This is a genomic window from Sphingomonas echinoides (assembly GCF_029623395.1).
GTDB classification, from domain to species: Bacteria; Pseudomonadota; Alphaproteobacteria; order Sphingomonadales; family Sphingomonadaceae; genus Sphingomonas; species Sphingomonas echinoides_A.
This window is the reverse complement of the sequence record NZ_JAPYKK010000013.1, coordinates 73422-100399: the sequence shown is the minus strand read 5'-3', so window position 1 is coordinate 100399 and position 26978 is coordinate 73422. Positions and strand designations below refer to the sequence as shown.

Annotated in this window: 31 protein-coding genes and 1 tRNA gene; 15 read left to right on the top strand and 17 right to left on the bottom strand. The window is 65.3% G+C overall.

The features are described 5' to 3' along the window. Positions 1-182 precede the first annotated feature (182 nt). On the top strand, positions 183-1484 hold the full coding sequence (locus tag QBJ92_RS10185; protein ID WP_277969577.1) for a UDP-glucose dehydrogenase family protein: 1302 nt from the start codon (positions 183-185) through the stop codon (positions 1482-1484). A 3-nt stretch (positions 1485-1487) separates the two neighbouring features. On the opposite strand, the gene QBJ92_RS10180 is transcribed toward QBJ92_RS10185, so the two are convergent. Then, positions 1488-2252 carry a YgfZ/GcvT domain-containing protein gene (locus tag QBJ92_RS10180; protein ID WP_277969576.1) on the bottom strand — a complete coding sequence of 255 codons (765 nt, stop codon included), beginning with the start codon at positions 2250-2252 and terminating at the stop codon, positions 1488-1490. 44 nt (positions 2253-2296) lie between these two features. On the opposite strand from QBJ92_RS10180, the gene QBJ92_RS10175 reads away from it, so the two are divergent. Next, a complete protein-coding gene (locus QBJ92_RS10175) occupies positions 2297-3628 on the top strand; it encodes a dihydroorotase (RefSeq protein ID WP_277969575.1) in 1332 nt (443 codons plus the stop codon). Positions 3629-3674: 46 nt separating this feature from the next. Here QBJ92_RS10175 and QBJ92_RS10170 read toward each other — a convergent pair whose 3' ends face one another. The 4 genes from QBJ92_RS10170 to QBJ92_RS10155 form a co-directional block, all read right to left on the bottom strand. Then, complete coding sequence (locus tag QBJ92_RS10170; protein ID WP_277969574.1) at positions 3675-3962, bottom strand: CsbD family protein; 288 nt, start codon at positions 3960-3962, stop codon at positions 3675-3677. 97 nt (positions 3963-4059) lie between these two features. Continuing rightward, positions 4060-4212: a hypothetical protein gene (locus tag QBJ92_RS10165; RefSeq protein ID WP_277969573.1), complete on the bottom strand. Its 153-nt coding sequence runs from the start codon at positions 4210-4212 to the stop codon at positions 4060-4062. Then, positions 4205-4609, bottom strand: coding sequence for a DoxX family protein (locus QBJ92_RS10160; RefSeq protein ID WP_277969572.1), 405 nt, complete (start codon positions 4607-4609; stop codon positions 4205-4207). Before QBJ92_RS10160 ends, QBJ92_RS10165 begins: the two co-directional genes overlap by 8 nt. Positions 4610-4643: 34 nt before the next feature. Then, positions 4644-5525 (bottom strand): DUF1134 domain-containing protein, encoded by an 882-nt coding sequence (locus QBJ92_RS10155; RefSeq protein ID WP_277969571.1) that lies wholly within the window; start codon positions 5523-5525, stop codon positions 4644-4646. 152 nt (positions 5526-5677) lie between these two features. On the opposite strand from QBJ92_RS10155, the gene QBJ92_RS10150 reads away from it, so the two are divergent. Next, positions 5678-5767: transfer RNA gene (locus QBJ92_RS10150), tRNA-Ser, on the top strand. A 315-nt stretch (positions 5768-6082) separates the two neighbouring features. Here QBJ92_RS10150 and QBJ92_RS10145 read toward each other — a convergent pair. From QBJ92_RS10145 to QBJ92_RS10115, 7 genes are all read right to left on the bottom strand, one after another. Continuing rightward, a complete protein-coding gene (locus QBJ92_RS10145; protein ID WP_277969570.1) occupies positions 6083-6505 on the bottom strand; it encodes a hypothetical protein in 423 nt (140 codons plus the stop codon). A gap of 150 nt (positions 6506-6655) precedes the next feature. Next, entirely contained in the window at positions 6656-7075 is a 420-nt protein-coding gene (locus QBJ92_RS10140; protein ID WP_277969569.1) for a hypothetical protein, read from the bottom strand. Between the two features lie 127 nt (positions 7076-7202). Next, positions 7203-8057: a flagellin gene (locus QBJ92_RS10135; RefSeq protein WP_277969568.1), complete on the bottom strand. Its 855-nt coding sequence runs from the start codon at positions 8055-8057 to the stop codon at positions 7203-7205. Positions 8058-8239: 182 nt separating this feature from the next. Beyond that, on the bottom strand, positions 8240-9004 hold the full coding sequence (flgH, locus tag QBJ92_RS10130) for a flagellar basal body L-ring protein FlgH (RefSeq protein ID WP_277969567.1): 765 nt from the start codon (positions 9002-9004) through the stop codon (positions 8240-8242). A gap of 20 nt (positions 9005-9024) precedes the next feature. Next, positions 9025-9498, bottom strand: coding sequence for a flagellar basal body P-ring formation chaperone FlgA (gene flgA, locus QBJ92_RS10125; protein WP_277969566.1), 474 nt, complete (start codon positions 9496-9498; stop codon positions 9025-9027). Position 9499: 1 nt separating this feature from the next. After that, a complete protein-coding gene (gene flgG, locus QBJ92_RS10120) occupies positions 9500-10282 on the bottom strand; it encodes a flagellar basal-body rod protein FlgG (protein ID WP_277969565.1) in 783 nt (260 codons plus the stop codon). Positions 10283-10319: 37 nt separating this feature from the next. Then, complete coding sequence (locus tag QBJ92_RS10115) at positions 10320-11063, bottom strand: flagellar hook-basal body protein (protein WP_277969564.1); 744 nt, start codon at positions 11061-11063, stop codon at positions 10320-10322. 142 nt (positions 11064-11205) lie between these two features. Here QBJ92_RS10115 and QBJ92_RS10110 point away from each other — a divergent pair, with 142 nt between their 5' ends. Genes QBJ92_RS10110 through QBJ92_RS10095 form a run of 4 tightly spaced genes read left to right on the top strand, consistent with a single transcriptional unit; the run spans position 11206 to position 13890 of the window. Further along, a complete protein-coding gene (locus tag QBJ92_RS10110; RefSeq protein WP_277969563.1) occupies positions 11206-11718 on the top strand; it encodes a flagellar basal body-associated FliL family protein in 513 nt (170 codons plus the stop codon). Next, on the top strand, positions 11715-12725 hold the full coding sequence (fliM, locus tag QBJ92_RS10105; protein ID WP_277969562.1) for a flagellar motor switch protein FliM: 1011 nt from the start codon (positions 11715-11717) through the stop codon (positions 12723-12725). Before QBJ92_RS10110 ends, fliM begins: the two co-directional genes overlap by 4 nt. After that, positions 12722-13321 carry a hypothetical protein gene (locus QBJ92_RS10100; protein ID WP_277969561.1) on the top strand — a complete coding sequence of 200 codons (600 nt, stop codon included), beginning with the start codon at positions 12722-12724 and terminating at the stop codon, positions 13319-13321. The genes fliM and QBJ92_RS10100 overlap by 4 nt, the downstream gene beginning before the upstream one ends. Further along, positions 13318-13890: a MotE family protein gene (locus tag QBJ92_RS10095; RefSeq protein WP_277969560.1), complete on the top strand. Its 573-nt coding sequence runs from the start codon at positions 13318-13320 to the stop codon at positions 13888-13890. Before QBJ92_RS10100 ends, QBJ92_RS10095 begins: the two co-directional genes overlap by 4 nt. Positions 13891-14019: 129 nt before the next feature. On the opposite strand, the gene QBJ92_RS10090 is transcribed toward QBJ92_RS10095, so the two are convergent. After that, a complete protein-coding gene (locus QBJ92_RS10090) occupies positions 14020-14529 on the bottom strand; it encodes a hypothetical protein (protein ID WP_277969559.1) in 510 nt (169 codons plus the stop codon). A gap of 218 nt (positions 14530-14747) precedes the next feature. Beyond that, positions 14748-15122: a hypothetical protein gene (locus QBJ92_RS10085; protein WP_277969558.1), complete on the bottom strand. Its 375-nt coding sequence runs from the start codon at positions 15120-15122 to the stop codon at positions 14748-14750. Between the two features lie 106 nt (positions 15123-15228). Here QBJ92_RS10085 and QBJ92_RS10080 point away from each other — a divergent pair, with 106 nt between their 5' ends. Further along, positions 15229-15456 carry a hypothetical protein gene (locus QBJ92_RS10080; RefSeq protein WP_277969557.1) on the top strand — a complete coding sequence of 76 codons (228 nt, stop codon included), beginning with the start codon at positions 15229-15231 and terminating at the stop codon, positions 15454-15456. Then, positions 15456-17318, top strand: coding sequence for a hypothetical protein (locus tag QBJ92_RS10075; protein WP_277969556.1), 1863 nt, complete (start codon positions 15456-15458; stop codon positions 17316-17318). The genes QBJ92_RS10080 and QBJ92_RS10075 overlap by 1 nt, the downstream gene beginning before the upstream one ends. A gap of 20 nt (positions 17319-17338) precedes the next feature. On the opposite strand, the gene QBJ92_RS10070 is transcribed toward QBJ92_RS10075, so the two are convergent. The 3 genes from QBJ92_RS10070 to QBJ92_RS10060 are packed head-to-tail and all read right to left on the bottom strand — an operon-like array spanning position 17339 to position 21717. Next, positions 17339-18247 (bottom strand): flagellin, encoded by a 909-nt coding sequence (locus QBJ92_RS10070; protein WP_277969555.1) that lies wholly within the window; start codon positions 18245-18247, stop codon positions 17339-17341. 8 nt (positions 18248-18255) lie between these two features. Continuing rightward, complete coding sequence (locus tag QBJ92_RS10065) at positions 18256-20355, bottom strand: flagellar hook-associated protein FlgK (RefSeq protein WP_431358386.1); 2100 nt, start codon at positions 20353-20355, stop codon at positions 18256-18258. A gap of 57 nt (positions 20356-20412) precedes the next feature. Continuing rightward, positions 20413-21717 carry a flagellar hook protein FlgE gene (locus QBJ92_RS10060; protein WP_277969553.1) on the bottom strand — a complete coding sequence of 435 codons (1305 nt, stop codon included), beginning with the start codon at positions 21715-21717 and terminating at the stop codon, positions 20413-20415. A 163-nt stretch (positions 21718-21880) separates the two neighbouring features. Here QBJ92_RS10060 and QBJ92_RS10055 point away from each other — a divergent pair, with 163 nt between their 5' ends. The 6 genes from QBJ92_RS10055 to QBJ92_RS10030 all read left to right on the top strand — a co-directional run bounded on the left by QBJ92_RS10055 (position 21881) and on the right by QBJ92_RS10030 (position 26936). Beyond that, positions 21881-22285, top strand: a complete 405-nt coding sequence (locus tag QBJ92_RS10055; RefSeq protein WP_277969552.1) for a flagellar biosynthesis repressor FlbT — start codon at positions 21881-21883, stop codon at positions 22283-22285. Positions 22286-22293: 8 nt separating this feature from the next. Further along, positions 22294-23619, top strand: coding sequence for a flagellar protein export ATPase FliI (gene fliI, locus QBJ92_RS10050; RefSeq protein ID WP_277969551.1), 1326 nt, complete (start codon positions 22294-22296; stop codon positions 23617-23619). Further along, the gene (locus tag QBJ92_RS10045) at positions 23616-24068 is read left to right on the top strand and encodes a hypothetical protein (RefSeq protein WP_277969550.1); all 453 of its coding nucleotides are present in this window, start codon (positions 23616-23618) and stop codon (positions 24066-24068) included. Before fliI ends, QBJ92_RS10045 begins: the two co-directional genes overlap by 4 nt. Next, positions 24065-25072 carry a peptidoglycan-binding protein gene (locus QBJ92_RS10040; protein ID WP_277969549.1) on the top strand — a complete coding sequence of 336 codons (1008 nt, stop codon included), beginning with the start codon at positions 24065-24067 and terminating at the stop codon, positions 25070-25072. The genes QBJ92_RS10045 and QBJ92_RS10040 overlap by 4 nt, the downstream gene beginning before the upstream one ends. Positions 25073-25192: 120 nt before the next feature. Beyond that, a complete protein-coding gene (locus QBJ92_RS10035) occupies positions 25193-26290 on the top strand; it encodes a sigma factor-like helix-turn-helix DNA-binding protein (protein WP_277969548.1) in 1098 nt (365 codons plus the stop codon). Between the two features lie 112 nt (positions 26291-26402). Next, complete coding sequence (locus QBJ92_RS10030) at positions 26403-26936, top strand: hypothetical protein (RefSeq protein ID WP_277969547.1); 534 nt, start codon at positions 26403-26405, stop codon at positions 26934-26936. Positions 26937-26978 lie beyond the last annotated feature (42 nt).

The window sequence follows — 26978 nt, the reverse complement described above, 5'->3', positions numbered from 1 at the left end:
CGGTACGGACTATCGTCCCGGGCTGGGACGCCGCGGCTAGCCTTTTCCCATTCTTGCGCTAAACGGGGTAGCACCTGGTAAACACCAGTCTGGCGGTACGCCTGTGGCTGGTGAGGGTCTGTTTTCGATTTGCCGCGCAGCATCCCGGCGATGCGCGTTCCGGGGCATTCAGGGGATTTTCAATGCGGATTACGATGATCGGTTCGGGGTATGTTGGCCTGGTATCGGGGGCATGTTTCTCGGACTTCGGCCATGACGTGATCTGCGTCGACAAGGACGCATCCAAGATTGCGGCGCTGGAAGCGGGCCGGATGCCGATCTTCGAGCCTGGTCTCGACACGCTGGTCGCGACGAACGTCGCGGCGGGCCGGTTGAAGTTCACCACCGATCTGCACGCCGCGGTCCGTGGCGCGGATGCGGTGTTCATCGCGGTCGGAACCCCGTCGCGCCGAGGCGACGGCCATGCCGATCTCACCTATGTCTTCGCCGCGACGCGCGAGATCGCCGAGGCGATCGACGGTCCGGTGGTGGTCGTCACCAAATCGACCGTTCCCGTCGGCACCGGCGACAAGGTCGAGGAAATCCTGCTGGAACTGGCCGGTGATTTCCCGATCGCGGTCGTCTCCAACCCAGAGTTCCTGCGTGAAGGCGCCGCGATCGGCGACTTCAAGCGTCCCGACCGGATCGTGATCGGCACCGAGGACGATCGCGCCAAGGACGTGATGCGCGAGGTCTATCGCCCGCTGTATCTGAACGAGAGCCCGATCCTGTTCGTCGGACGGCGGACGTCGGAACTGATCAAATATGCCGCGAACGCGTTCCTCGCGACCAAGATCACCTTCATCAACGAAATCGCCGATCTGTGCGAAGCCGTCGGCGCGAACGTGCAGGACGTGTCGCGCGGGATCGGCCTCGACAAGCGGATCGGTGGCAAGTTCCTCCACGCCGGGCCGGGCTATGGCGGGTCATGCTTCCCCAAGGACACGCTCGCGCTGCTCAAGACCGCCGAGGATTACGAGACGCCGGTCCGGATCGTCGAGGCGGTGGTCCAGGTGAACGACAACCGCAAGCGCGCGATGGGCCGCAAGGTCATCAAGGCGCTCGGCAATGACGCGAAGGGCAAGACGGTCGCGATCCTGGGGCTGACCTTCAAGCCCAATACCGACGACATGCGCGACGCCCCGAGCCTGGCGATCATCCAGAGCCTGCTCGATGCGGGCGCCACCGTGCGCGCGCACGACCCGGAGGGGATGGAGATCGCCAAGACGATGCTGCCGGGCATCACCTATTGCGGCGACGCCTATGAAGCCGCGACCGGCGCCGACGCGGTCGTCGTCGTGACCGAGTGGGACATCTACCGCGCGCTCGATTTCAAGCGGCTGTCGACGATCATGGCGTCGAAGGTCATGGTCGATCTGCGCAACGTCTATCCGTCCGCCGACGTCGAGCGCGCCGGCTTCGCGTACAGCGCGGTCGGGCGCTGAGCCTTACGCCGAGTCCGGCGTGGCAAGGGCAGCGCCCAGCCACGCCGGGACCAGCGCATCGCCGAGCGCTTCGATACGGCGCAACTCCACCATCAATCCCAGCTCGGGATAGGTTGCGCGGGTTCGGTCGCCTGCCTCGGTGAGCGGTGCGACCACGAGGCGACGGTTGACCTTCGCGCGGTGGTGCATGCGCGCCGTGTTTTCCTGTCCCGTATAACATCCCTTGGTAAAGCTGACGCCGTTCAGTTCGCGCGCGTTGGTTTCCAGCCACAGGGTCTGGTCGCTGCCGAGCTCGGCCTGGCCTTCGGTCACGCCGAGCGACAAGCGATGCGCACGCCATCCGATCGCCGGATCGCCGACCGGACCGAGCCAGCGGTGTCCGAGGTCCGCGAGCCGCGGGTCTGCGACACCCTCGCCGGTGTCGCGTGACCAGTGCACGGCACCCGCCACGGGCTCGATCGTGATCGCGCGGCGGAGCCGGTACATCGCCAGACGTCTGGCGAGCGCTTCGGCGGCGGTCGCTTCGCAGTCGATCAGGATCGCGTCGTCATCGGCCCATAAAAGGAAATCGAACAGCGCCTTGCCCTGCGGCGTCAGCAACCCGCCCCACCGCGGCGCGGCCGCATCGAGCGTAGCGACATCCTGCGTGATCAACCCCTGCAGGAAGCCCCGCGTATCCTCCCCCGAAACGCGCAACAGCGCGCGATCGGCGAGCATGGTGCCGGACGGGAATGGGATTGAGGGCGCGGGAAGGGTGGTTTCGGTCATCCTGACGAGATAGGACACCATCGGGCTTTGCATAAGAGGCAGTGATGGCAGCGTACGATCTGATCCTGAAGAATGGCACGGTGCACTTGCCGAGTGGCGCTGCGTCGATCGACGTCGGCGTGGTGGCGGGGCGGATCGTCGCGCTCGGTTCGCTGGCGGGCGATGACGCTGGCGAGACGCTCGACTGCACCGGGCTCGACGTGTTGCCGGGCGTGATCGATACGCAGGTCCACTTCCGCGAGCCGGGACTGGTCCACAAGGAAGATCTGGAGAGCGGCGCGCGCGCGGCGGTGCTGGGCGGTGTGACCGCGGTGTTCGAAATGCCCAACACCAAGCCCAATACCGATTCGGCGGAGGCGATTGGCGACAAGCTCGCGCGTGCGCATCACCGGATGTGGTGCGACCATGCGTTCTACGTCGGCGCGACCAACCATAACGCCGCCGACCTTGCCGAACTCGAGCGCTTGCCCGGAACCGCGGGGGTCAAGATCTTCATGGGGGCATCGACCGGGGACTTGCTCGTCTCCGAAGACGCGCGGCTGGCCGAGGTGCTCGCCTCGGGCCATCGCCGCGTCGCGATCCATGCCGAGGACGAAGCGCGGATGAACGCGCGCACCGGTGAGCGGATCGCGGGCGATGCGGCCTCGCATCCGGTGTGGCGCGATGACGAAAGCGCGTTGCTCGCCACGCGGCGGATTCTCGGGCTGGCGCGCGCGGCGCGACGGCGGATTCACGTGTTGCACGTCACCACGCCCGCCGAACTGGCACTGCTCGGTCAGAACAAGGACATCGCGAGTTGTGAAGTAACGCCGCAGCATCTGACGCTCGCCGGGGAGGAAGCGTATCCGCGGCTGGGTACGCTGGCGCAGATGAACCCGCCGATTCGCTCGGGCGCGCATCGCGACGGATTGTGGAAGTGGCTGCAACAGGGCGTCGTGGACATTCTGGGGTCGGACCATGCGCCGCACACGCTGGAGGAAAAGTCGAAGCCCTACCCCGACAGCCCTAGCGGGATGCCCGGAGTCCAGACGCTGCTGCCGCTGATGCTCAACCACGTCGCGGAAGGGCGCACTACGCTCCAACGAGTCATCGACCTGACGAGCGCAGGGCCGCAACGTGTGTTCGGCATCGTCGGCAAGGGCCGGATCGCGGTCGGCTATGACGCGGACTTTTCGATCGTCGATCTGAAGGCCCGGTGGACGATCGAGCAGGACTGGCTCGCGTCGCGGTGCGGATGGTCGCCGTTCACTGGCATGACGGTGACGGGTCGGCCGGTCGGTACCGTCGTTCGCGGCAACCGGGTGATGTGGGAAGGGACGTTGGCCGAAAGCGCGATTGGCGAGCCAATCCGTTTCGAAGCGATCGATTTCGGCTGATCGCGCATGCGGAGAGGGGCCGGCGGACCGGCCCCTCTCTCGGAGCTTACTTCTTGCCGCGCAGCGTGTTGATGAGCGCGAGGCCGATCGTGCCGACCAGCGCTGCGGTCGCCCAAGGCTTTGCACGGGCGAAGTCGCGCGCCTGGTTGATCAGCGGGCCCGGGCCCGTCGCGATCGCGTCCTGCGCCGCGCCGATCGCCTTGTTGACGCCGCCGGTGATCTGGTCTGCGACGCCTTCACCCTGCAGCTTCGAGCTGCCAGTCAAATTGCCAGCGGCTTCCTTCAGCGAGCCGGTGACGTTCTGGGCTTCGCCCTTGAAAGTGTTCTCGTTCATCTGGGGTTCCTTTCGTATTTTGCCACACCGGTCCGGCATGGTTCGGGAGCGCAACGGATGAAACGCACAGTGGTGCCATCGAAAATGCGGGATCGCCTCACTTCTCGGTGAAGCGCTTCACTTTCACCGGGAGATCCTTGCCCTTGGTCCGGCGCGACGGGACCTGAACCGGATGCTTTTTCTTCCATTCGGCAAACGTCATCGGGCCATCTGGCGTATCGATCAGGATTTCGTCGGTCGGTTCAGTCATGGGCGGGTTTCCGGTTCGCAAAGGGCCAGTCGACGACACATCCGGCGAACAGCGCCCACCAGACGATCACCGGCTGAAACGCCAGACGCGGGATATGGTACCACAGGCTGAGGCCGCCGGTGCCATGCGTGATGTAATCGAACGCGTGTTTCACGTTGGCGGGATAGACGCAGACCGCATAGGCCGCGAGCATCGTGCCCGCCCACCAGCGCAGGCGCGGTACGAACAGGCCGATGGCGCCCGCAATCTCGCACAGCCCCGTCACCATGATGACGACGGGGGCAAAGGGCACCCAATCGGGCGTGATCTTGAGAAAGGGCGCCGGCACGAAGACGTGGAGGATCCCCGCCGCCATATACGCCAGCGCAAGAAGCGCGCGGAGGATGGGCCGGATCATCCGACCCACGTCACCGCGGCCACGCGCCCCCCGGTCAGAACGGGAACCACTTCGACGTCTTGCTGAACTTCATGTACCCGATGTTGATCCCCTGCCGCCAGCCGACGCCGAGCCGGATCGGGATGAGCACGGTGTTGCCTCGCCGCAGGTAGGTCGCGGCAAACCCGCCGACGAAATAGACGCGACCCTCGGCGGCCGGGAAGCGGTGAAACAGTTCAGCCGTGTCGTACAGATTGTAGACCAGCACGAACACCTTGTTGGCGTCGCCGCCGAGATCGAAGCCGACCGAGGGGCCGGTCCAGTAGACCGGCTGTTCGCCTTCGACCTTGTGGAACATCGTACCCTTGCCATAGCGCAAGCCGACGACGATCGCCCCGGACGCTTCCCGTCCTGAAATGTAGGCGTTGGGTTGCCCCTGCTCCTTCAGCGTCCGCTCAAGGATGCCGGCGAGACCCGCTGCACCCTTGCCGAACGTCCCCTCCGCGGCCGCAAGCAGTTCCCCTTGCTGGAAAGTCTGACTTTGGGCTGCGGCTGCGTCCGCGCCGGCGCGCGCGCCATCCTGTGCCGCTACCTCCGCTGGGTTGGCGGGCGGTGCGCCGGTGCCATTCGCGGGAGGATCCGGGTAGCGCGGCGATGGCGGCGGTGCGGTCTGCTGTTCCGGATAGGCCGCCTGGGGATAGGGCGGGGGCGTGCCGGTGTCGGCCGGATAGGCGTTTTGCGGGGTCTGCGCCGATCGTGCGGTGCTGGCCGATGGCGCGCGCGTGCTCGTGGCGGTATCCGACCGGGTAAGGTCGGAATCGATTGGCTGGTTGGGATCGATCGTGCGAACCTGCGCCTCCAGCGGGAGCGTTGCGAGCACGAGCGCCAGCATGGCCCCGACCTTCGGGACTGCAAACCAACTCGTGCGCATCGTCATTCTCCCCAGCATCATCATCGACCGTAGCGCGCCATGACATGACACCACAATGAACGCCACGACCGGCGGAGTCGATTTCACGTTGGATGACGTGCAAACGCGGTGTTGATCACAGCGATTAGCGCGGCTATAGAGCCACCTCGCCGTGACCTGGAGACGTGGGTGAGTGGCTGAAACCAACGCTTTGCTAAAGCGTCGTACGGGAAACCGTACCGAGAGTTCGAATCTCTCCGTCTCCGCCAGCGTTCCGTCACACGGACGATTACACATCCGGAAAATCGACCAGGACGGACGGGCTGACCCTTGCGTCGGTACGCGGGCAAGTCGATGTGTCGCGTGAACCCGCTAATGACGCCTGCAAAGGGCGCCTCCTTGAAAGGCGGCACCCTGTTTCCGGACAAATTCTGGATACGTCGGTTTCGCGCGGCGAGTGAGCGCAGGTGGCCCCGTACGACGCCGTATCGTCGGCAGCACGCACGGTCGTCCAATGCCGTCGTCAGGATGGCCGCCGAAACTTCGGCATAGCCCGTTGCGGTCGTGCGCCCGCGCGCCGCGATTTACCGGGAAACGTGCAGTGTTGGGTAAAGCTTGCGGGGGACGAGCATGCGTCGCATCGGCTGGTCGCTGCTCGAGGCGTGCCCATCCGGATGGGAATCCGAACGGGTGACGGCGGAGTCCAGCCGCGGTGGGCAGCCTTTGAGGCTATCGATCCAGAAATCGTCGAGGACGCACCCTGGAATGGCGTCCGGGCTGACGACGGCGGTCAGGCAATCGAGGACCGAGGGATCCTGGCGGGGGCCGATGACGTCGACCACGTCGTCGAGCGTCATCCCCGGGGCAACCAGCAGACGCGCCGCCGCGGCAGCCCATAGCGCGTCCGCATCCGGCACGGATAACGTCAAGCTGATGCGATATTCCGGTTGCTGACCCGCTCCTGCGAGCTTGGGGTCTACGGCGCTATCGTTGGACACTTCGAACATCACGTAGAACTCCCAGAAAGGGCCAAGGGGCGGCTGATATCGCCGCGCGATAGCCCTGATCGCGTCGGAATAGACGGATAATATTGGCTAAATATACTGAGGGAATGTCCCTAATATCAGGAAGAGGAATGAAAAATTAGATGTGTTCGGTTACTGGAGACGTCTTGCGGTACGACGGCTGAGTTCGCGTGAGTGTGCGATAACAACGCACAGTTCGGCATAGAGACGATCCCAGAACGGTGCCGGGATTTCGAAGCCCCGGTGCTCGTTCGGCTGCTGCATCACCAAGGTGACCTGATCGCCGCGCGCCAAGGCAAAGCGTGCCGGAAAGGGGCCGTCGACGGTTTCGTCAGGAAGTCCGTTGGGGAGCGCGAGCCGGGCGGCCATGATATAGCCGCACAGGACTTCGACGCCGTACCCATCGAGCATCGCGCTGGGATAGAGCGGCCGATCGGGCCGGTTGAAGACAACCAGAGATCCTGTCGGATGCGCTTCCACACTCACCTGCAAGCGTGCACCGAAGGCGTCGATGATCTCGCGAACTCTGGGAAACACCGCGGATTCCTTCATAGATACCAGAGAGACGAAGCGGCTTTACGGAGATGCGCCGCCGCGTCGTGACGAAAAGGGCCGGGATGGCAAACCATCCCGGCCCTCTCCTTCGACCCCCCGGGCGAACCCGGGGTGTCGCCACTCCTTAACGGAACAGCGACGTGATCGTCTGCGGTGCCTGGTTGGCGATCGACAGAGCCTGCACGCCAAGCTGCTGCTTGACCTGAAGGGCCTGAAGTTTCGCCGACTCCTTCGCCAGATCGGCATCGACAAGATTGCCGATACCTGCGTCGATCGAGTCCGACAGCTTGCTCGTGAAGGTCGACTGCGCATCGATCTTACGCGAAGCCGAGCCGAGGTTGCTGAGCGACGTGGCGAGGTTGGTCTGGGTCGTTGTGAGCGTATCGACCATCGTGGCTGCCGCAGCAGCCGTGCTGATGTTGCCGCTCGCTGCGACCGTGACGACCGTACCACCGAGGTCGAGACCCTGGTTGGCGACCGACAACGTGTCAGCCTGCCAGCCGGTCGTCGCGCCGTCACTGTCCTGCAGCGACTGGAGCGCCGAAACGGCCCCGCCGCTTGCCTTCAACAGGTTGGTCCCGTTGAAGCTGGATGCATTGACGACGGTCGTGATCTGATCGCGAAGGGCGGTAAAGTCCTTGTTGATCTGGTCACGTGCCGGCTGATCGATCCCGGTGTCAGCCGCCTGATAGGCTTTCGCCTTCATCTGGTTGACGACGTCCGAGATCTGCTCCGCACCGGCAACCGCGACGTCCGTCACGCTCTTGGCGCGCGACAAGGACGACGAGACCGACTGCAGGCCACCCAGATCGCTGCGGAGGCTCTGCGCAGTGGTGTACGCTGCCGAGTCGTCCTTGGTCGATGCCACGTTAAGGCCGGTGGTGATACGGTTCGACGTGGTGCTGAGCGCCTTGGTCGTCGACGTCAGGCTCTGGAGAGCTGCCATCGCGCCGGTATTGGTGTTGACCGAAAAGCCCATGATCATTCCTTCTTGGATAGAAGGCCGCTTCTGCAGCCTGGACCAGAAGCGCTGGCCCGCGACAAACCAAAAACTATCTTGGCTCGCCTCTCATTGTGGAAAGAAATATTGGACAATCAAAATTGAGTGGCTGGTTTATTTAGCGTTAAGACGGCGTTAGCCACGATCCGCACGGTGGCCGGTCAGAACGGAAACAGCGCGTCGTAAATCTGCTGTCCCCAGCGCGCCTGCTGTGCGTCGGTCAGTTGCCCGCGGCCGCCATAGCTGATGCGCGCTTCCGCGATCTGCGTATGGTGGATGCTGTTGTCGCGCGCGATGTCTTCGGGGCGAACGATTCCCGAGACGACCAGCTCCCGCAGTTCGAAATTGACGCGGACTTCCTGTTTGCCACGGATCAGCAGATTGCCGTTGGGCATTACTCCCACCACCGTTGCCGCGATCGTCATGTTGATCGTCTCGCTGCGGCTGGTCTTGCCGGCGCCGTTGGACGCGGAGGTGGAGCTGGTGTCCACCAGCTTGGACGGGTCGACCGCGCCGGGCAGGACCGATGCCAGCGGTGTCTGCAGCCCAAGCAGCGCACTGACCCCCGCTTTCTCGGACCCTCCGCGCGAGCGTGTCGTGCTGTTGTCGACCGCAGCCTTGTCCGCGATGTTGATCAACACCGTCAGGATATCCCCGACCCGCCCGGCGCGCTGGTCATGGAAGAACGCCCCCCCGCCGGTCCGGAACAGCGAAGCGCTGGGCGGCGGCGCGATCACCGGGGCCGACGACGGTCCGCCGGCACGATTGGCGGCACCCTGAAGACCCAGCGACGCTTCGACCGCGGGATTGGGGCTCTCGTCCATCGCCGTCAGTTTTGGCGCCTTGCCGACCGCCTTGAGATGGCCCACCGCACCACAACCGGACAACGCGGCCGCCAAGGCGACCAACACGACCATCTTCTTCATCATCGTTCCTTGAAACAGGGTTAGCGCGCCGAAATGCGGACCGTGCCGGTCGCCTCGACGACGCCGTCCAGCGTCTGATTGGTCGACAGGCTGACGACGCGGATGAAATCACCCGCGGCACCGCTCGCCAGCGCGCGCCCCTGCGCGGTAATCGACAGGCCGCCGTCGCGCAGCGCGATCGTGACGGGCTCGCCGCGGCGGACCAGCTGGACCCGGATCACGTCCGAGCTTCGCACGATCGCGCCAGCGGAAAGCGCGCGCGACGCCTCCATCCCCGCCACATCCTTGACCAGCGCCACCGCGCGCGCTTGCGCGGCGGGCACTTCGCGGGTGGTGAAATCGCTCGCGCCGAGCACATCGCCCTTGGCGATGGCGCGGTCGAGCACAGGAACCACCACGAGCGGGGCGGGCGGCGTCATCCCGGTCTGGGCGTGGAGCTGCGCCGAACCAACGACGAGAACCGATCCCAGCACGAGCGCATGCGGCAAGCGCATTTCAGCGCAACTGGCTGGTGGTGGCGAGCATCTCGTCTGCGGTCTTCACCACCCGGCTGTTCATCTCGTACGCGCGCTGCGCGGTGATCAGCGCGGTGATCTCGCTGACCGGATTGACGTTCGACTGTTCGACAAACCCCTGGGTGAGCATTCCGAAACCGGGCTCTCCGGCGGACGCGACCGTCGCTTGCCCTGAGGCGGCGGTTTCAAGGAAATTGTTGCCACCCAGGGCCTCGAGCCCGGCCTCGTTGACGAACGTCGCCAGCTGAAGCTGGCCGATCGTCTGGGGCGTCGGCGTACCCGATAGCGTGACCTGGACTTCCCCCGTCTTCGACACCGTTACCGCAAGCGCGCCCTGCGGAACCGTGATGCCGGGCTGGACCGGAAAGCCATCCGCCGTGACGAGTTCACCCTGGTCCGAAAGCTGGAACGAACCGTCACGGGTATAGCCCGTTTCCCCGCTGGGCATGGTGATCTGGAAAAACCCCTTTCCCTGGATTGCGAGATCATACGGGTTATCGGTCTTCGCCAACGCCCCTTGCTCGGCGATGCGATAGATCCCGCCGGTTTTCACGCCGGCGCCGATCTGGATCCCGGTCGGCAATTTGGAATCGCTGCCGGAGGCGGCGCCGGCGCGGGACACCTGCTGATACAGCAAGTCCTGGAATTCCGCGCGCTGCCGCTTGAAGGCGGTCGTGCTCATGTTGGCGATGTTGTTCGAGATGACGTCGACGTTGGTCTGCTGGGCCAACATGCCGGTGGAGGCGATCGAGAGAGAACGCATGGAAAACCTTTCAGGAGAGGAAGTGCGGAAGCCGCAATCAGGTGAAGCGTCCGAGCCGGTCGATCGCGTTCTTGTGCATGTCGTCCATCGCTTGCGAGAGGCGCTGGCTCGACTGGTAGGAGCGTAGGACCTCGACCATTGCAGTCGTCTCGACGATCGACTGGACGTTGGAGCCTTCGACGCCGCCTGCGGTCAGCTTGGTCTCGGCAGCCGAAAGGACCCGGCCGTTCGTGCCGGCCATCAGGCCATCGCCGCGCGGTGACACCGTGGCTTCGTCGGCGAAGACCGTCACGCCGATCCGGCCAAGCACGGCCGCGCCGCTCATCACCGAACCGTCCTTGCCGATGCTGAGCGTCGCCTGTTGATCGGGCGGGACGTTGATCGGCTGGCCGTTCGCGTCGAGCAGCCGCTGCCCCCCGGCGGTGGCCAAATCGCCGGAGGCCAGCACCTTGACGAAGCCTGCGCGCGTGAAAGCGGTGCCGCCGTCGGGGGCTTCCACGCCAAAATAGCCCGCGCCGTCGATCATCAGGTCGAGTGCGTTGCCGGTCGGCTGGAACGCTCCCATCGCGGTGTCATGGATCGCGCCATAATCGAGCACGAAGGACGTGGTGTCCGCTTCGGGGATGTGCGTGTCGCCGCCCTTCTGGACATATTCGTGGAAGACCGGTTGCTCGCGCTTGAACCCGACCGTGCTGCTGTTGGCCATGTTGTTGGCGGTCACGTCCAGACGGCGCTGCAGCGCCTGCTCGTGGCTCAGCAAAACATAGGAGGAGACATCCATTCCTGCGCACTCCAGATAAATCGTCGTTCGGATCGCACTAGGCAGAAATTGCCGCGCACTTATCCTATATTAGAATGGAATTGTCCGAAGGGCGTGTGGTTGACGGTTTCTCCCGATCCCGCCCGAAACGAAAGGCGCGCCGTTGTCCTCATCTGAGCCTTCGAGTGAGATCATCGACGCCGATGTCGTGGTCCCGCCCGCCAAGCGTCCGCGCTTCAGCAAGCGGCTGATGATCATCGCGGCAGCGGTCATTCTGCTGCTCGTGGTCGGCGGCGGGGGCACGCTGTATTTGATGACGAGAAGCGCCGCCGCGCCTGGCGAGCCGGTCGCCGAAGCCCATGACGGGGCCGAAGTGACCTATATCGATGCGCCCGCGATGGTGGTGAACCTGCGGGGCGCGGACGGTGCCGCGCGGTTCCTCAAGATCCGTTTCACGCTGGTGCCGGTTTCGGAAAGCAAGGGGGAAGAGATCAAAGCCAAGCTGCCGCTGATCGTCGATGCGTTCCAGCCCTTCCTGCGCGAATTGCGACCGGAAGACCTCGCCGGGTCGGCTGCGGTGTTCCGTATCAAGGAAGAAATGCTGGTTCGCGCCACCGCCGCGCTGGGGCCAGGGAAGCTCAAGGATATCCTCATCCAGGACCTGGTCCAGCAATGAGCGACGATTTCATGGATCTGGACATCCCGGTCCCGACGATGCTCGCCGGGGACGGCGATGCGTTCGATCAGGCCGGGATCGATGCCCTGTTCGGCGGCAGCGCGCCGGTTGCGAAGAAAAGCGGTCTGAAGGCCGTTATTGAATCCAACGTGATCAGCCACGAGCGGCTCCCCATGCTGGAAGTCGCGTGCGAACACATGGTCCGCACCTTTGCGAGCAGCATGCGCAACCTGACGTCCGATGCGATCGACGTCAGCCTCGACGAGTTGACCTCGATCCGCTTCGGCGAATTCATGGGTCGGTTGGCGATGCCCGCGATGATCGGCGTGTTCAACGTGCCCGAATGGGATAATTACGGTGTCATCACCGTGGAATCGAGCTTGATCTACGCCGTGGTGGATGCGCTGCTCGGCGGGCGTCGCGGCGGGGCGCCGATGCGGATCGAGGGGCGGGCGTTCACCACGATCGAAACGACGCTGGTGTCCAAGATGCTCGAGCTGGCCCTGGCGGACCTGGCAACTGCGTTCGAACCGATCGCGCCGATTTCCATGGTGCTCGAACGGATCGAGACGAGCCCGCGCTTCGCCGCGATCGCCGGCCCGACCAACATCGCCGCGGTCGCCACCTTCCGCGTCGACATGGAAGGGCGCGGCGGCAAGTTCAGCATCCTGCTGCCGTATGCCACGATGGAACCTGTCCGCGAGAAGCTGCTCCAGCGCTTCATGGGCCAGAAGGTCGGGCGCGGAAACATCTGGGAAGCGCATATGGCGGCGGAACTCCGCAAGACCGACGTCTCGATCGATGTCGTGCTCGGCGAGCGGACCCTGCGGCTTGAGGAAATCCGCGACTTTGCGGTCGGTCAGACGATCGGACTGCACGCCTCCCCCGACGATGCCCTCGAAATCCAATGCGGCGGCGTGACGCTCGGCCGCGCGCAGATCGGGCAACGCTGCAACAATATCGCCGTCCGGATGGTCGCCGACATTTTCAAGGACATCAAGCGATGAGCTTCGCCACTTTAAGCAACATCATCACGATGCTCTTCTGTATCGCGGTTCTCGTCCAGAGTGTTCGCATGATGCGCTGCCTGCGTGCAGTGAAGGGCGACGAGTTCGCCGCAATGGTCGCGGCGCTCGACGCCTCGACCGCGCGCGCGCGCGTCGTGCTGGCCGATCTTCGCGAGATCCTGCGCACCGACTGCGCCGCCAACGCCCGCGTCATCGCCACCGGCACCGCGATGCGTGAGGAGCTGACGGTCATGGCGGGCATCGGCGATGCCGTGGCCGAACGGATCGTCGAGGCAGTCGCGAAAAGCGCCTCGGCCCAGTCCAAGGCGGTATCGGCCAAGCCGGCACCGGCCAAGACAGCACCGGCCAAGACAGCACCGGCCAAGGCAGGGGTGTCCAAGGCGGGGGTGTCGAAAACAGAGGCGTCGAAGACAGAGGCGTCCAAAACAGGGGCGGCTAAGCTTTCCAGGTCCAAGGCGCTGACCGCCAAGGTTCAGGTCACCAAGGTGGAACCGACGCAGACCGCGCAGCTGGAAACAGAAGTGCCCGTGCAGACAAACGCTCCAGCCCAGGCCGTCGCGGAGACGGCGGCATGATCAGCCGCCCTTCGTTGCTGATGCTGACCGCTGCCGCGGCGGCGATCTCGACCGTGACCCATGCCGTAGGCGTGGCCTCCCCGACGCCCGAAGCGCCGCCCACTCGGCTGGGCACGGCGATCAAGCAGGATATGGCGACACGGGACCAATCGACGACCCTGCGCAACCGGGCGCTGGTCTTGCGCGAACAGGCCGCTCGCGCCACCGAGGAACGGATCAAGAGCGATCTGCGCGCACGACAGCAGGCCGCCGATATCGTCCCCCCCGCCGGCGCGGCCGGGGCCACCGGTACCGCTGGCGGGGCACCCGTAGAAGGGGCGCAATATGATAATCTCGCCAAGATCTATCAGGCGATGAAGCCAGCCAAGGCCGCAATGGTGTTCGAACAGCTCGACATGGACGTGCAGATGAAGGTCGCGCAGCGCATGCGCGATCGGTCCACCGCAATGATCCTCGCGTCAATGACGCCCAAGGGCGCGGCAGACCTGAGCATGTCGCTCGCGCGCAAAGAAGTTCGCCGATCAAGGGACTACCCCGGGATCAAGCTGCCAAAACGTACGGGGCTGTGAGCCACAAGTGGATCGGCGGGGGCACGGCCAAAGAGATGCAAATCCCATTCGGCCCGACGGGCGTGAGATGGTCGTCAAGCCGCGCTGGCTAGGGACCCACAGTCCGCCAGAAACTCCATCTCGTGTATCCTAGCATTTCGCTTGGTTATAAAGGAGCTGATAGCGAATTGGCGTGGAGAGCCGGGGACTGATGATCGTCGTCTCTTCGACAAACTGGGGTCCAACGATCCGATATATCGTGGTCCGCTCGTTGTCGGCCGCGTGGAACTTCAGCAAAACGGCTTCACCGTTGGCTTTTGCCGATACATCGAAGACCTGCCCATCGTTGAGCTTCCACTGCGTCGGCTCCCCGCTTTTCAAAACGAGAATCTGCGGTCTGGTTTCGTACTTGATCGAGAACCGGATTGGGGAATTCGAGATTCTGATCTCATCTGTAACCGTGTTGGCCTTTCGCAGCCTGCGTGAGAAGTAGTCGGTGTTGGGAAGGCCGGAAACACCGCTCGTGATCGCTTTCTGCACGTCGTCGCTCCGTTCACGGTCCAGGACGTAGATACCGGAACGCACGCATTGCGGCGGGCTGGCGGAGCCAGAGGTCACGGTGGCCACTCCCGCCGCGGCCGACAAAGCCCAATGAAGCATCCCGTCCTCCTCAAATTCCGCTGCTCTCCGTGGTGGTGTAGTAACGATCCGCCTTGGCGCATAGATGAGGCCAACGCCGACGCTACGACAGGCAGCGGAAGCTTGCGGGGATCGCTGGCGAGCGAACGGATCCAGCATTGCGGGGCCGTCGCACCGAATGTGGTTTATGGAACAGGCGTGCGATCCAGCCTGCGTCGCCGTGCAAAGCCTCGTCTCGCTCAGCTTTCGGCGGAGACTTCGACGATCAGGACGCGCGCGATACCCGGGTCCTCGGCGCACAAGGCTGCGGTCAGGTCGGCGCTGAGCCGCCGTGCATCCACCGCGGTTTGCGGTGAGGCGAACAGCCGCGAAAATTCGATCGCGCCCGCGACCGACACCGCCCGCAACTCGGGCAACCGCGCCGTCAGCCGCTCGAGGCTTGCCGAATCGTTTGCCGCCAGCACCAGTTTGAACCGCAACGACCCCTCGATCCGGTCGGACCCGATGATCGGGACGACGATCGCGGGCATCGCGACGAAGTGCGGCTCCAGCGGGAGCGAGGGGGCGCCAACCGCGCTCGCGCGGGCTGCCGAAGCGAGCGCTGCCAGCGCCACGACCTTGAGACATGCTTTGGCGATGGTTCGAACTCCGGCCGCGGGGGCACGGCTACCGCGCCCCTTTCTCCTATAATAGAAGAGAACACTCCCGAAGGAACATTCTATGAGCCGCGATCAGAGGCCGGGCCGCGTCAGCGTGGTCGATGCGGGGCCAGCGGCCACACCGGCTCGCCGCAGTGCCGATACTCCCGCTGCCGATAGCATTGCGCCAGCGGCACCGGATAGTGCCGGGCCGACATCGCATGCGCTGTTATGGTCAGTGGTGTTCCTGAGCGCGTGCATCGCGGGGGCCGTCGCCGTTACGTTGCTACCCCTGCTGGGCACGCACTGATGCGGTCCGTGCTCACGCTTGCCGCGACGACCGCCTTGATCGCAGCGTCTCCGGTGCCGGGCACTGTGCCTAGCCCGGTCGCGCCGACGAGTGTTGCGGCGGCGGTCGACCCCGCGCTGTCCGAGAGCGATGCCGACGCGGATTCCGCGATCGCCCCAATCGTCCCCGTTCGTACGCCGAGCGCGATCGTCCCCTTCGCCCCGAAGTTCTCCGATCTGCCGGCGGTCACCGCGCCGAGTGGCTGGATCGTGATCAGCCATGATCAGGCGTGGGCCGGCTTGATCGCGGCGACGCCTGCGGGCCGGCAGGAAGCGCGCTGGGCCTATGCCCGCAGCCAGATCGGGCTCGGCCGCGCGGCAGAGGCGCTGGGCGTGCTCGAGGTGATGCGGCAGGACGAACCCGATATCGTTCTGGTCCCTTCCTTCCAGCTTGCGCTGGGGGCTACCCTGACGCTGCTGCACCGTCCCGCGGCTGCCGTCGCCGCGCTCTCCACGGACGCCCTGGCCAATAACGCCGAGGCGTGCGCCTGGCGGATGCTCGCGCTGTCCGAAGGCAATCTCCCAGGGCAGGCGGCTCAGCAGGTGCAATGCGCCTTGCCCGCGCTGAACGCGCGGCACCGCGCGGCGCGCGCGCCCTTCTTGCTGGCCATCGCACGCACCGCTGCGATGCTGGGCAAACCCGCCGCGACGCTGCAATTGCTCAAGGCGCTGGCCGCATCGGATCCGGCCGCCAACTTGCTGCGGGGGCGCGCCGAACTCGCGCTCGGACAATCGGCCGAAGGAGCGTTGCTGCTTGGGCGGGCGGCGACGTCGGGCGACCGGGAGCAACGCCTCGATTCCCAGCTCAGCCTGCTCGAGGACGCGGTCGCGCGGGGCACCGCGCAGCGCGACGTGCAAGCCAAGCTGCGCCACATTCGCTTCGTCTGGCGCGGCGGCGACATCGAACGGCGTGCGCTGCTGTTATCCTATCGCGTAGCGCGGGAGCACCACGACCTGCGTGGCACGCTCGATGCGGGTGCAACGCTGTTCCGCTATTTCGACGGTGGGCCCGGGCGCGGCACGCTGGTCACCGAGTTGCAGGCGACGATCACCGCCGCGCTTGCCCCCGACAATCCCATGCCGCTCGATCAGATCGCAGGCCTGTACTGGGACTATCGCGATCTTTCGCCGGCCGGGGCAGGGGGCGACCTGCTCGTCGTGCAATTCGCGGATCGGTTGCAGGCGGCGGGGTTGTATGACCGCGCGGCCGAACTGCTCGACCATCAGCTGATGGTCCGCACGCAGGACATCGCCCAGGGGCCGTTGTCGGCGCGGGTGGCGTCGCTGTTCATCCTCGCCGGCAAGCCCGCGCGCGCGCTGGAGGCGATCCGCGCGACCGAAGCCAACGCCTATCCCGACGCGATGTTGTGGGATCGCCACCGCGTCGAGGCGGTGGCGCTCGATCAGCTCGGCCGGACCAACGAAGCGCTCGCCGTACTCCAGGAAGTCCCCGACGGCCTCGCGATCCGCGGCGAACTCTACTGGAAGCGGCACGACTGGAAATCTCTCGCTGCGGTGACCGAAGCGACGCTGACCGGCACCGAACCGATGACCGAGGTCGTCCAGGCGAAGGTGCTACGCTATGCGATCGCGCTGGCAATGCTGGGCCGCGAGGATGCGCTGGCGCGGCTGCATGACCGGTACGCCGCTGCGTTCAGGACGTTGCCGACGGCCGCGGCGTTCGAAGCGCTGACCGCCGCGATCGGCGCGATCGACCCGGCCACGGTCAGCGCGGCGATGTCCGCCATTCCGTCGGCGAGTCCGGCCGGCGACATCGCCAATCTGGTCGATGCGGCGCCGGCGCCGAGCGGACCCACGGGCTGACCCGTGGGTCCGCGGACCGATTAGCGCAGATAGCTGACGAGGCTAAGCCCGGAGAGCTGGGAAAAGACCGAATAGCTCGCTTGCAGCATCGTCTTCTGCTGCGCGAGGTCGATCGCGACTTGCCCGAGGTCGGCATCCTCGTTGCGCGAAATGATGTCCTGCATCAGCAGCGATCGATCGGTTGCACGCGTACCGAGCGTCTCGGTCTGCGCCTGCTTGCGCCCGTTTTCGGCGTTGATCGCGCGCAGGCCGGTCAGACCGGAGTCGATCTGCCCGGCGGCTTTGGTCAGGGTGTCCAGCTGCGCTGCGGTCGGCGTGGTGCCGATCGTCCCGGCACCGGCCAGCGTCTGGAACGCCGCATACAGACCCTTGCCCAGATCGCTTGCGGTAATCCCATATTGGACGTCGACATTGTCCGACAGCCGGACCGATGCCTTGATCCCGTCATTGGCGAAGGCGGCCGAGGCCGGGGTGGCGATCGTATCGGCCAAGGTGTTGGGCAGGAACGGCGGCGCATCGGTCTGCGCGCCCCCGAACAAGGCGGCGCCACTGTCCGAGGCGTTGAGCGACGCCCGGAACTGGTTGAACGCCGCGGTGATCGCGTCGTTCAAGCCCGCGCCCTGCTTCGTCCCGATCGCGGTGAGCAAATCCTGTTTCAGCGACGAGGCGCTCGTGTCGATCGCGCCGATATTCGTATCGTTCAGCGCCAGCGTCGTGCCGACCCGTGTCGATGCCTTGACATAGGCATCCTGCTGCGCGGTCAGCGAATGGGTCGAGAGGTTGCGCACCGCCTCGGTCCCCAGCGCCGCATAATCGGACGCCTTCTTGCCCGTCGCGAGCTGCAGCTGGGTGTTGGCAAGCAATTGCTGGGAATGCTGGATCGCGGCGGACATGGTGCGCTGGAGCGGGATGGTTGCGACGCGGGACATTGGAATTCCTATCTGATCATCGACAACAAGGTGTCGTACATCTGGCTTGCCGTGGTGATGACGCGCGCTGCAGCGGAATAGCTGCTTTGCAGCACGACCATGTTCGACAGCTCCTCGTCGATGTTGACGCCCGAGAAACTGTCGCGCCGGTTGACCGCATCGTCACGCCGCGCGGTCGCGTCGGCCAGCGACGACGTGGCCTGCGACGCCGCCAGTCCGGTGTTCCCGAACAGGCCGGCGGCGCGTGCGCCGGTCGAGATGATGCCGTCCTTGCCGAGATCGACCGTACCGGCGAGTTGATCGACGAACGCCGTGGCACCGCGATTGTCTCCGGCGCCCAGCGCCTTCGCGCCGATCGCCGTGCCGGTCTGGAAGCGTGCAAGCCCCAGCTTGGCGGGGGTTGCCAGAATATCCGGTCGGACCCCGGCGGTGGCGACCCCACTGCTGGCGCCGGTCAGCTGGACGATGCTGGAAAAGGACTGCCCCGTCCCGAGACGATTGGTCGAATCCGACGCGACCGCGAGCGTGGCTCCCTGGACGTTGGCGTTGGCGGCGAACTGGACCCGCCCCTTGTCGTCCATCGCGAAGCTGCCGAACTTGCCGAGCGGACTGGCGTTGAGCTGGGTCACCAGGTCGCCGAAGGTCCCGCCGACCGTGCCCGTCATCTTGTAACTGGTAAGTGCCCGGCCCGACGTATCGCGTAGCACGATGTCGCTCGTTTGACCCGCAGCGAAGCCGTGCGGATCCGAGGCCTTGAATCCCGACGGTACCAGCGGACTGGCGGCGCTGCGCACCATGTCGTTCATGCCGAAATACTGCGAAAACCCCACTCCGCCGCGATCGCTCGGCTTGGTCGGGTCCTGCGCGATGACCACGCCGTTGCCGCCGCCGCTTGCCGTGATCGACAGCACACCCCCGGTAAAGGATGCGGTAGCGGCGCCGCCAAGCCCCGCGTTGATCGCTGCGACGGCATCGTCGAGCGACGCGGTCGCCGGCATGGCGGAGAAGTCGATGGTGGTCGACGCGACCAGTTCACCGCTCGCCTTGGTGACGGCGAAGACCGCCGACCCGGTGAACCCTAACCGGTCGGCGCCCGTCATTGCGGAAGGGCGACCGGCCAGCTGCGTTGGCGCGGGCACCGTGGTGCCGGCGTTCGAAACGGCGTTGAGCGTCTGTGACAGGCCGGTGAACAACACGCCGAGCTTTTCGGTGAACGCCGGGAGCGCGCGATCGCGCAAGTCGATCAACCCACCCAGTTTGCCGCCGACCGAAGCGGAATCCAGCTTGTCGCCGGTGGCGGCACCCGGACCGTTGTTGGTGTCGGCGAACCGCAGTGAGATCACTGGATAGGTCGTCTGCGCCGTGCTGCCACCGGATTCCGGCATCGACAATTGTCGCAAGCGGTTGTCGAGCAGGGGGATGCCCGAAGCCGTGTCGATCGCGACCCGGCCATCGGGCTGCTGTCGCACCGTGACCTTCATCATCCCGCTCAGTTCCTCGAGCGCGGACATGCGCTGGTCCTCGACCCCGGCCGAACTGTGCCCGGTCCCTTCGAGCCTTGCGACGCTGCCGTTGAGATCGTTGATCCGGACCAGCAACCCGTTGATGCGATCCACGCTTTGCACCACCTCGGACTGGACGTCGGCTTTCAGCCCGTCCACGTCCGAGCCGAGCTGGCCGATCGAGGTGATCGCATCCTGGACATTGGCGGTGAACCCCGCGACGGTCTGTGCCGATGCCTGCGTCCCCGTCATCGCCACCGCCGAAGCGTTGATCGCATCGAGCCGCGAGGGCAGCCCATATTCCGCGCCCGGCGCCCCGAGTAACGATTGCAGGCGGTCGAGATAGGACGACGTGACGTCCGCCGATCCCATGTCGCCGGCGCGGCGATAGACGGTTGCTTCCAAGAAGCGATCGGCGATCCGGCTGGGCTCGCCGATCGTTACGCCGTTCACACGACCCGCGGTGACGCCTGTGGTTTGAGTCACGCGCTCGCGGGCATACCCTGGCGTGCCGACATTGGCGATGTTGTTCGAAACCGAGCGCAATCCCGCTTGGGACGCTGCCAGTCCCGACATTGCCGATCCCAAAATCTCGTTCAACGACACGCCGCTATTCCCCCTGTCGGGCGGGAACCATTTCCCGCCCGGTCGTCCCGTGCTGGCTTATCGCTTCAGATTGCTCACTTCCTGCAGCATCTCATCGACCGTGGTGATGATCTTGGAGGAAGCGCTGTACGCCCGCTGGAAGCGGATCATGTTGGTGAATTCCTGCGCCAGATCGACCGTGGATGCCTCCAGCGCGTTGGCCGAAATCTTGCCCGAGCCGAGCGATCCGGGCGCGTTGATCGCGACGCCGCCGGACTGATCGGAAACCCCGTACGCATTGCCCGGCAAGCGCGTGAGGCCGTCGGGATTCTGGAAGCTGGCGAGCGGCAACTGGAACACCGCGCGCGACGAGCCATCGTCGAACACCGCGCTCACCACGCCGGACTCGGAAATCCGCGTCGACGCGACGCTGCCGAGCAACCCGCCATCGACGCTGGAGGAGATGAGCGACGAGGCCCCGCCAAACTGAGTGAGGCCATCCAGACCGCCATCGCTGCCCAGACCCAGTTTGATCGGCCCGGAGCCGGCACCGTTGGTCCAGGTCGGCGTCAGCGCGGCGAACAGCGCCGGGCTGGAACCCGCGCGATTGAGTGTCCCATCGCCATTGAACTTGATCGTCCCGCTCGCGAGCAGGCCCTTCGCGACGTTCACGTCCCCGGCTGGCGTGGCGTAGATTTCCCCGACCCAGGTGTTGGTTCCGGTCTTGAGGAATGCCATGTTCACGGTGTGACTTCCCCCCTGCGCGTCCGTCAGGTCGAACGGGCGGGAGAATTGTGCTGGGGTCGTGCCTGCGGCGATGTCGCCCGCGGCATAGGTCCCGGTGAAGGCGGTGGCGTTCAAGTCGAGGTTGGCGCGCATCTGGAGCTTGCTCGTCGCTGCTGCCGTACCGGTCAGCTGGCTCACGCGGATCGGGACGAGCGCACCGAGGTTGCCGGTGTTCACGACGCCGCCCTGAGCGTCGAGCGGCCACCCTTGCAGATAATATCCGCCCGAATTCTTCAGATAGCCCTGGTCGTCCGGCGTGAACGAGCCCGCCCGCGTGTAGGCGATGTTGGCGTTGGCCCCGGTGCCGTCGCGGGTCACGAAAAACCCTGCGCCGGTAATGCCGAGGTCGGTCGAACTGCTCGACGCGCCGAGCACGCCTTCCTTGGAGACGAGCGACCGCGTCACGGCATTGACCCCGCCAGCAGCATAGGCGCTGGTGCTGGTCTTGCCGCCGGACACCATCGTGCGGAACTGGGTATCGGCGTTCTTGTAGCCGATCGTGTTGATGTTGGTGATGTTGTCGGCAACGCTGGCCATCGCGGAGGCTTGCGCGCTCAGACCGGAAACACCGGCATACAGGGCGGAGTAGAGGCTCAAGGATATTCTCCGACAAGAAGGGACGAGCAGCACCAGTGGCACTCGTCCCTTAAATTGTAGGATCGATATCGAACAAACCCAATTGGCCCGCAAATTATCTGGGTTCGACGTGTCTCGCAGCGATAGTCCTATAATAAGGTATGCACCCTGTAGGACCAAAGCGATGACCCTTCGAATTTCCCTGCGTGATGGCGAGCAGATGATCGTCAACGGCGCGGTGATCCGCTCGGTCGGTAGAACCGATTTGTGCGTAGAAAACAGCGTCAATCTGCTGCGCGGTCGGGAAGTTATGCTGCAAAACGACGCCATAACGCCGGCAAAACGGCTCTATTTCGCATGCATGATGGCGTATATCGACCCCGCCGGAGCGGCTGTGCACCACGACGAGATCGTCGGGTTCTTGCGAGATCTGATCATAGCACTGGAGGCGCACGATGCCAAGGCGGCCTGCGCCCGGTTCGCCCGCAAGGTCGCCAACGGTGATTTCTATCGCGCCTTGGCGGATTGCCGGATGCTGATCGAATATGAAACGGCGGCGCTTGGTCGCGCCGCATCGCAAGCCGCCTGAGCCCCGCGATGAAAGCGCTTGCCGCAGCCGCGCACGGGGTGCGCACTCTTCCGCGCGACCAGCGTTTCGGTCGTGTGATCGGGGTTCGGGGCGCCTTGATCGAAGTCGAAGGGCTCACCGGGGCGGCACAGATCGGATCACATATCACCGTGGTCGCCGCCACCGGTAGCGTGGCGGCGGAAGTGACTGGACTCGATCGCAATGTTGCGCATTGTCTCCCGTTCAGCGACCCGCAGGGCATCGCGTCGGGTGCGCGTGCCGATCTCGTCGCCGGGCGGTTCGTCGTCCGACCCTGCGATGCCTGGCTCGGCCGGATGATCGACGGCCTGGGCCGACCGATCGACGGCAAGGGGTCGCTTCCCGCCGGACCGGACTCGCGCCCGATCAAGGCGCCGCCGCCCCCTGCCGCGCAACGTGCCCGCGTCGGCCGCCGGATCGGTACCGGGGTGCGCGCGCTCGATATTTTCGCACCGCTTTGCCAGGGCCAGCGCCTTGGCCTGTTCGCCGGATCGGGGGTGGGCAAGTCGGTCCTGCTGTCGATGCTCGCGCGCTGGACCGGCTGTGACGTTGCGGTGATCGGGCTGATCGGCGAGCGGGGCCGGGAAGTGCAGGAGTTCGTCGAAGACGATCTCGGCGCGGAGGGCCTTGCGCGCAGCGTCGTCGTGGTGGCCACGTCCGACGAACCGGCGCTGATGCGACGCCAGGCGGCGTGGACCACGCTCGCGGTCGCCGAACACTTTCGCGATCAGGGTCTCAACGTCTTGTGCCTCATGGATTCTGTGACGCGCTTCGCAATGGCACAGCGCGAAATCGGCTTGGCGAGCGGCGAACCGGCTGCGACGAAAGGCTATACCCCCACCGTCTTTGCCGAACTGCCGCGCTTGCTCGAACGCGCTGGCCCAGGGCTTCCCGGCCAAGGGTCGATTACCGGGCTGTTTACCGTGCTGGTCGATGGCGACGACCATAACGAACCCGTCGCCGATGCGGTGCGCGGCATTCTCGACGGCCATATCGTGATTACACGCCGGATCGCCGAACGCGGTCGGTATCCGGCGATCGATATCCTCAAGTCGGTGTCCCGCACGCTGCCTGGCGCGCTCGACGACGACCAGAACGCGCTTCGGCTCGCCGCCCGGTCGATCCTGTCGACCTATGCCGACATGGAGGAAATCGTCCGGCTCGGCGCGTATAAAACGGGGTCCAATCCCGATGTCGACCGGGCGATCACGCTGGCGCCCGGGATCGAGGCGTTGCTGACGCAGACCAAGCAGGATCGCGGCGACCTGACGCACAGCTTCGCCGCGCTCGCTACCCTTCTGGAGGATGCCGCATGAGCACGCCCTTTGATGCAACCCTGCGGCTGCGCCAGCGCGAAATGGACGCGATGCAGGTCTCGATCAGCGTCGAGGTCAATCAGCTCGCGGTGATCGAGCAGACCCGCACGGCGATCGATCGCTCGGTTCGCCACGAGGCGCAGGTGGCCGCGACCGAATGGGCCTGCTCGGCGCATGCGTTCGTCGCCCGGATGCGCGCGCAGCGTGCCGGATTGCTGCACGAGCGCGCCTCGGTCGACGCCAGACTGACGCGCCTGCGCAGCGAGGCAGCCGAGGCCTATGGTGCGCTGCGGGCGATCGCTGGTGCCGCCGACCGCTATCGCGCCGAAGCGGATCGCGTTGCGGCGAGCGCCGAACAGGAGCGGATCGACGACTTTTCGGCGGCCCGCTTCACGCATCGTCAGGCCGCGATCCGACGCTCGCGCGATGAGGGCGGGCGCGAGACGTGATCGTTTCCGGCGATCCAAGCCGCCTACCCGCATCCGACAAGGCTGCGCTCCTCTACGCTCAGGCGCGGGGGGACGTCTCCGCCAGACTGTGGCGCGCCGCCCTGGGGACCAACGACACCACCGAAGCACAAGCCGAGACCGCGTCCGCGTGTCCGGACTTCGATCTTGACGCGCTGTTGTCGCTGCTGACCCCGACCACGACGGCGTACACTCCGCCGCATCCGGTCGGGCTGGCTGGGCTATCTTCGCAGGATCTGCCGGAAGAAACTGGAGCGTTGCCCGATCCGATGCATTCGACGCGCGGACCGGCGACCGGATTAGGGCCCAATGATCGCTATTCCGGCGCGTTGAATGCCGCCGCCGCACGAACCGGCATTCCAGCGGCGGCGCTCGCAGCGATCGTAAATGCTGAAGCCGCCAAGAATTGCGATGGCAGCTGGAAGACCGGATCGCGCAATCCCCGCTCCAGCGCCGCCGGCCTTGGCCAGTTCCTCGGGGGCACGTGGCAAGGCGAGGCCGAGCGCGCCGGCACGTGGCTGCACGACGTCGCCACCCGCCAGGGCTGGCTCGGCGACACGGGCCGCGTCCTCCCCGCCGCTCGCTCGGCCTTGCTCGCGCTACGGTATGACGCCGCTGCCTCGATCAACGCCACCGCGGATTACGCGTTGCGCAGCGTGACCCAGCTCAAACATGCGGGGGTCGCGGTCGGGGAGGACGTCGCCAACGTTGCCAAGGTTGCGTACCTCGGCCACCACCTCGGCACCGGCGATGCAATCCGCTTCCTGCGCGGCGGGCTCGACAGCCGCCGCGCGAAGCTGCTGCTCGACGCGCAGGTCGGCGCCGCCAGCGCGAATCAGCGAATCGCGCACAGCGGCGACGCGGCAACCGCGCACCGGTCGTGGCTGCTCAATTATATCGAACGCAACGTGACACCATCACGCTTCGCAACGGAAGGCCTTGCGCTGGCAGGCAAATCAGTTCCCGCCGAGCGTGTAGATATATAGGAGCAGGTATTTTCACATATAGGACATTAACAATCCTATTAAGGTTTGGCGGCTAAACCGAAATGGCGCTGGAGGCAGTTTGTACGAGGCCTGCCGAGCGCGCTGTTAGGGGGATATCTCATGTCGAAGACCACGACTGCTCTGGAAGCCGCTGTTTCCATCGTTATCGAAAACACGCCCAAGACCGACGCCGTTGCGAGCGCACGCCAGCGCGCCACCGTCGACCGGGCGTTTGTTTCGATCCTCAAATTGATTGCGCCGCGGATCCGCCATTTCATCCGCCAATATGGTCTCGCCGGACATTGGGACGACGCGGAACAGTGCTGCGCGATCGCCGTCCATCGCGCGATTCAGGGTTATGATCCCGAAAAGGCCATGTTCACGACGTTCGTCAACTGGCAGATCCGGGGTGAGCTGCAGAGCCTGCGCTTCCGGTTGATGACCGACCAGCGCCCGTCGGCCAAGAAGGTCGATGCGACGACGATCTCGTTGCACGCCGTCGCCGCGGGGACCGATGGCGAGGAAGCGACGATCGGATCCATCATCGAGGACGAAGGCGCCTTGGCCCGCACCGAAGCGGCGGCGTCGGACTATCTGGCGCATGCCGCGACGCAATCACTCGTTCGCGAGTATATCGATCATCAGCGCTCCGCCGGCATGGAGCAGTTGCGCAAGCGTCCGCGCCCGAAGCGCGTCGCAAGCGTTGCGGTGTCCGATCCCTCGGCAACCCCGCCGCGCCCCGTGCGGACGTCCGGTGTCTGCCCGCTCGAAATCGAGAAGCTGGAGCAGAAGCTCGGGCGCGACAGGGAAATCGTCGAACGCCGCGTCTTCGATGCGACCACCCTCGACGAACTCGGTGCTGGCATCGGTATCACCAAGGAACGTGTCCGCCAGATTACCAAGCGTGCGTCGCGTGCGATCGGCGAACTTGCCGCTACCCATCCGCGCTTCGCGGTGATGGCGGAGTATCGCAAACCCGCGAGCCGCTCCACGCTCCGTGGCGCCACGCCCGTTCGCGACGTGCCCGCCGTAGCCATCCTGCCCGCCACGGGGCAGCTCCACAACACCCGCTCCAGCATCGTCGCCATAACCACGCGTCCGGACAATCTGGCGCAGGGACTGGCAAACGACGTCCTGCTTGCGACATCCGTGCGGCCCACGCTGGCGGAGTCGGAGCGTACCGATGGCAATGCGAGAGGCGTTCAGATCTGGCATTGACCCGACCCGGGCAGACACCGCGGGGCGAGACATGCCCCGCGGAGTGTTGCGGATCCAACCGCAGCCGATGTCTGCGCACGCCATGCTATCTCATTGAGCAAGGACTCCCCGCATGACCTATCGCCGATTGCTCCCAATCGAAGACAGCGAGCGCGGGGGCACCGGGTATCGAGCTTCCGCCCTGGATGTTGCCCTGGCCGATGTCGCCGCCGTCGTGGCGTTTCACGCGCGGCCGCTATTGCGCGCCAACCGCGCGATCCTGTTGAATACGACCACCAGCACCGAAGACCATGCCCGGCGCCTGACAACACGGCTCTGGATGATCGACGGTACGCTCGCACAGGCACATCTCGCCGATCGACGGGATCCGCTGCGACGGTCGCTCGCCGCGATGCAGACGGGGGCCAAGGTTCTACTGGGCGAAATGATCCGGCGTTGGCCCGCGTACGCGGTTCCTCCCATCGTCGGCATCTTCACCGATGGCGGGGGCGTTGCCTTCTCGTCGGAACATCCATCGCCGCTGTCGCCGGACTGGCTGACTCGTCATCAGTCAGGGACATGCCCGACGACGACGTTCCTGCCGTTTGCGCCCGACGGAGCCTGGTCACGCCTGATCGGGCCGGTTGCGAATAATTTTGTACACTAGGCGCGATTGAATCTGTCTTGGCTGTCCTATACCTATCCAGGC

Bases quoted from the DNA above. Each gene is read 5' to 3' on its own strand.
- QBJ92_RS10175 (WP_277969575.1), top strand. From the start codon at position 2,297: ATGGCAGCGTACGATCTGATCCTGAAGAATGGCACGGTGCACTTGCCG.
- QBJ92_RS10165 (WP_277969573.1), bottom strand. From the start codon at position 4,212: ATGACTGAACCGACCGACGAAATCCTGATCGATACGCCAGATGGCCCG.
- fliI (WP_277969551.1), top strand. From the start codon at position 22,294: ATGAAAGCGCTTGCCGCAGCCGCGCACGGGGTGCGCACTCTTCCGCGC.
- fliM (WP_277969562.1), top strand. From the start codon at position 11,715: ATGAGCGACGATTTCATGGATCTGGACATCCCGGTCCCGACGATGCTC.
- QBJ92_RS10160 (WP_277969572.1), bottom strand. From the start codon at position 4,609: ATGATCCGGCCCATCCTCCGCGCGCTTCTTGCGCTGGCGTATATGGCG.
- flgH (WP_277969567.1), bottom strand. From the start codon at position 9,004: ATGAAGAAGATGGTCGTGTTGGTCGCCTTGGCGGCCGCGTTGTCCGGT.
- QBJ92_RS10135 (WP_277969568.1), bottom strand. From the start codon at position 8,057: ATGGGCTTTTCGGTCAACACCAATACCGGCGCGATGGCAGCTCTCCAG.
- QBJ92_RS10055 (WP_277969552.1), top strand. From the start codon at position 21,881: ATGACCCTTCGAATTTCCCTGCGTGATGGCGAGCAGATGATCGTCAAC.
- QBJ92_RS10185 (WP_277969577.1), top strand. From the start codon at position 183: ATGCGGATTACGATGATCGGTTCGGGGTATGTTGGCCTGGTATCGGGG.
- QBJ92_RS10155 (WP_277969571.1), bottom strand. From the start codon at position 5,525: ATGACGATGCGCACGAGTTGGTTTGCAGTCCCGAAGGTCGGGGCCATG.
- QBJ92_RS10045 (WP_277969550.1), top strand. From the start codon at position 23,616: ATGAGCACGCCCTTTGATGCAACCCTGCGGCTGCGCCAGCGCGAAATG.
- QBJ92_RS10170 (WP_277969574.1), bottom strand. From the start codon at position 3,962: ATGAACGAGAACACTTTCAAGGGCGAAGCCCAGAACGTCACCGGCTCG.
- QBJ92_RS10070 (WP_277969555.1), bottom strand. From the start codon at position 18,247: ATGTCCCGCGTCGCAACCATCCCGCTCCAGCGCACCATGTCCGCCGCG.
- QBJ92_RS10145 (WP_277969570.1), bottom strand. From the start codon at position 6,505: ATGTTCGAAGTGTCCAACGATAGCGCCGTAGACCCCAAGCTCGCAGGA.
- QBJ92_RS10095 (WP_277969560.1), top strand. From the start codon at position 13,318: ATGATCAGCCGCCCTTCGTTGCTGATGCTGACCGCTGCCGCGGCGGCG.
- flgG (WP_277969565.1), bottom strand. From the start codon at position 10,282: ATGCGTTCTCTCTCGATCGCCTCCACCGGCATGTTGGCCCAGCAGACC.
- QBJ92_RS10180 (WP_277969576.1), bottom strand. From the start codon at position 2,252: ATGACCGAAACCACCCTTCCCGCGCCCTCAATCCCATTCCCGTCCGGC.
- flgA (WP_277969566.1), bottom strand. From the start codon at position 9,498: ATGCGCTTGCCGCATGCGCTCGTGCTGGGATCGGTTCTCGTCGTTGGT.
- QBJ92_RS10115 (WP_277969564.1), bottom strand. From the start codon at position 11,063: ATGGATGTCTCCTCCTATGTTTTGCTGAGCCACGAGCAGGCGCTGCAG.
- QBJ92_RS10100 (WP_277969561.1), top strand. From the start codon at position 12,722: ATGAGCTTCGCCACTTTAAGCAACATCATCACGATGCTCTTCTGTATC.
- QBJ92_RS10075 (WP_277969556.1), top strand. From the start codon at position 15,456: ATGCGGTCCGTGCTCACGCTTGCCGCGACGACCGCCTTGATCGCAGCG.
- QBJ92_RS10090 (WP_277969559.1), bottom strand. From the start codon at position 14,529: ATGCTTCATTGGGCTTTGTCGGCCGCGGCGGGAGTGGCCACCGTGACC.
- QBJ92_RS10140 (WP_277969569.1), bottom strand. From the start codon at position 7,075: ATGAAGGAATCCGCGGTGTTTCCCAGAGTTCGCGAGATCATCGACGCC.
- QBJ92_RS10035 (WP_277969548.1), top strand. From the start codon at position 25,193: ATGTCGAAGACCACGACTGCTCTGGAAGCCGCTGTTTCCATCGTTATC.
- QBJ92_RS10030 (WP_277969547.1), top strand. From the start codon at position 26,403: ATGACCTATCGCCGATTGCTCCCAATCGAAGACAGCGAGCGCGGGGGC.
- QBJ92_RS10080 (WP_277969557.1), top strand. From the start codon at position 15,229: ATGAGCCGCGATCAGAGGCCGGGCCGCGTCAGCGTGGTCGATGCGGGG.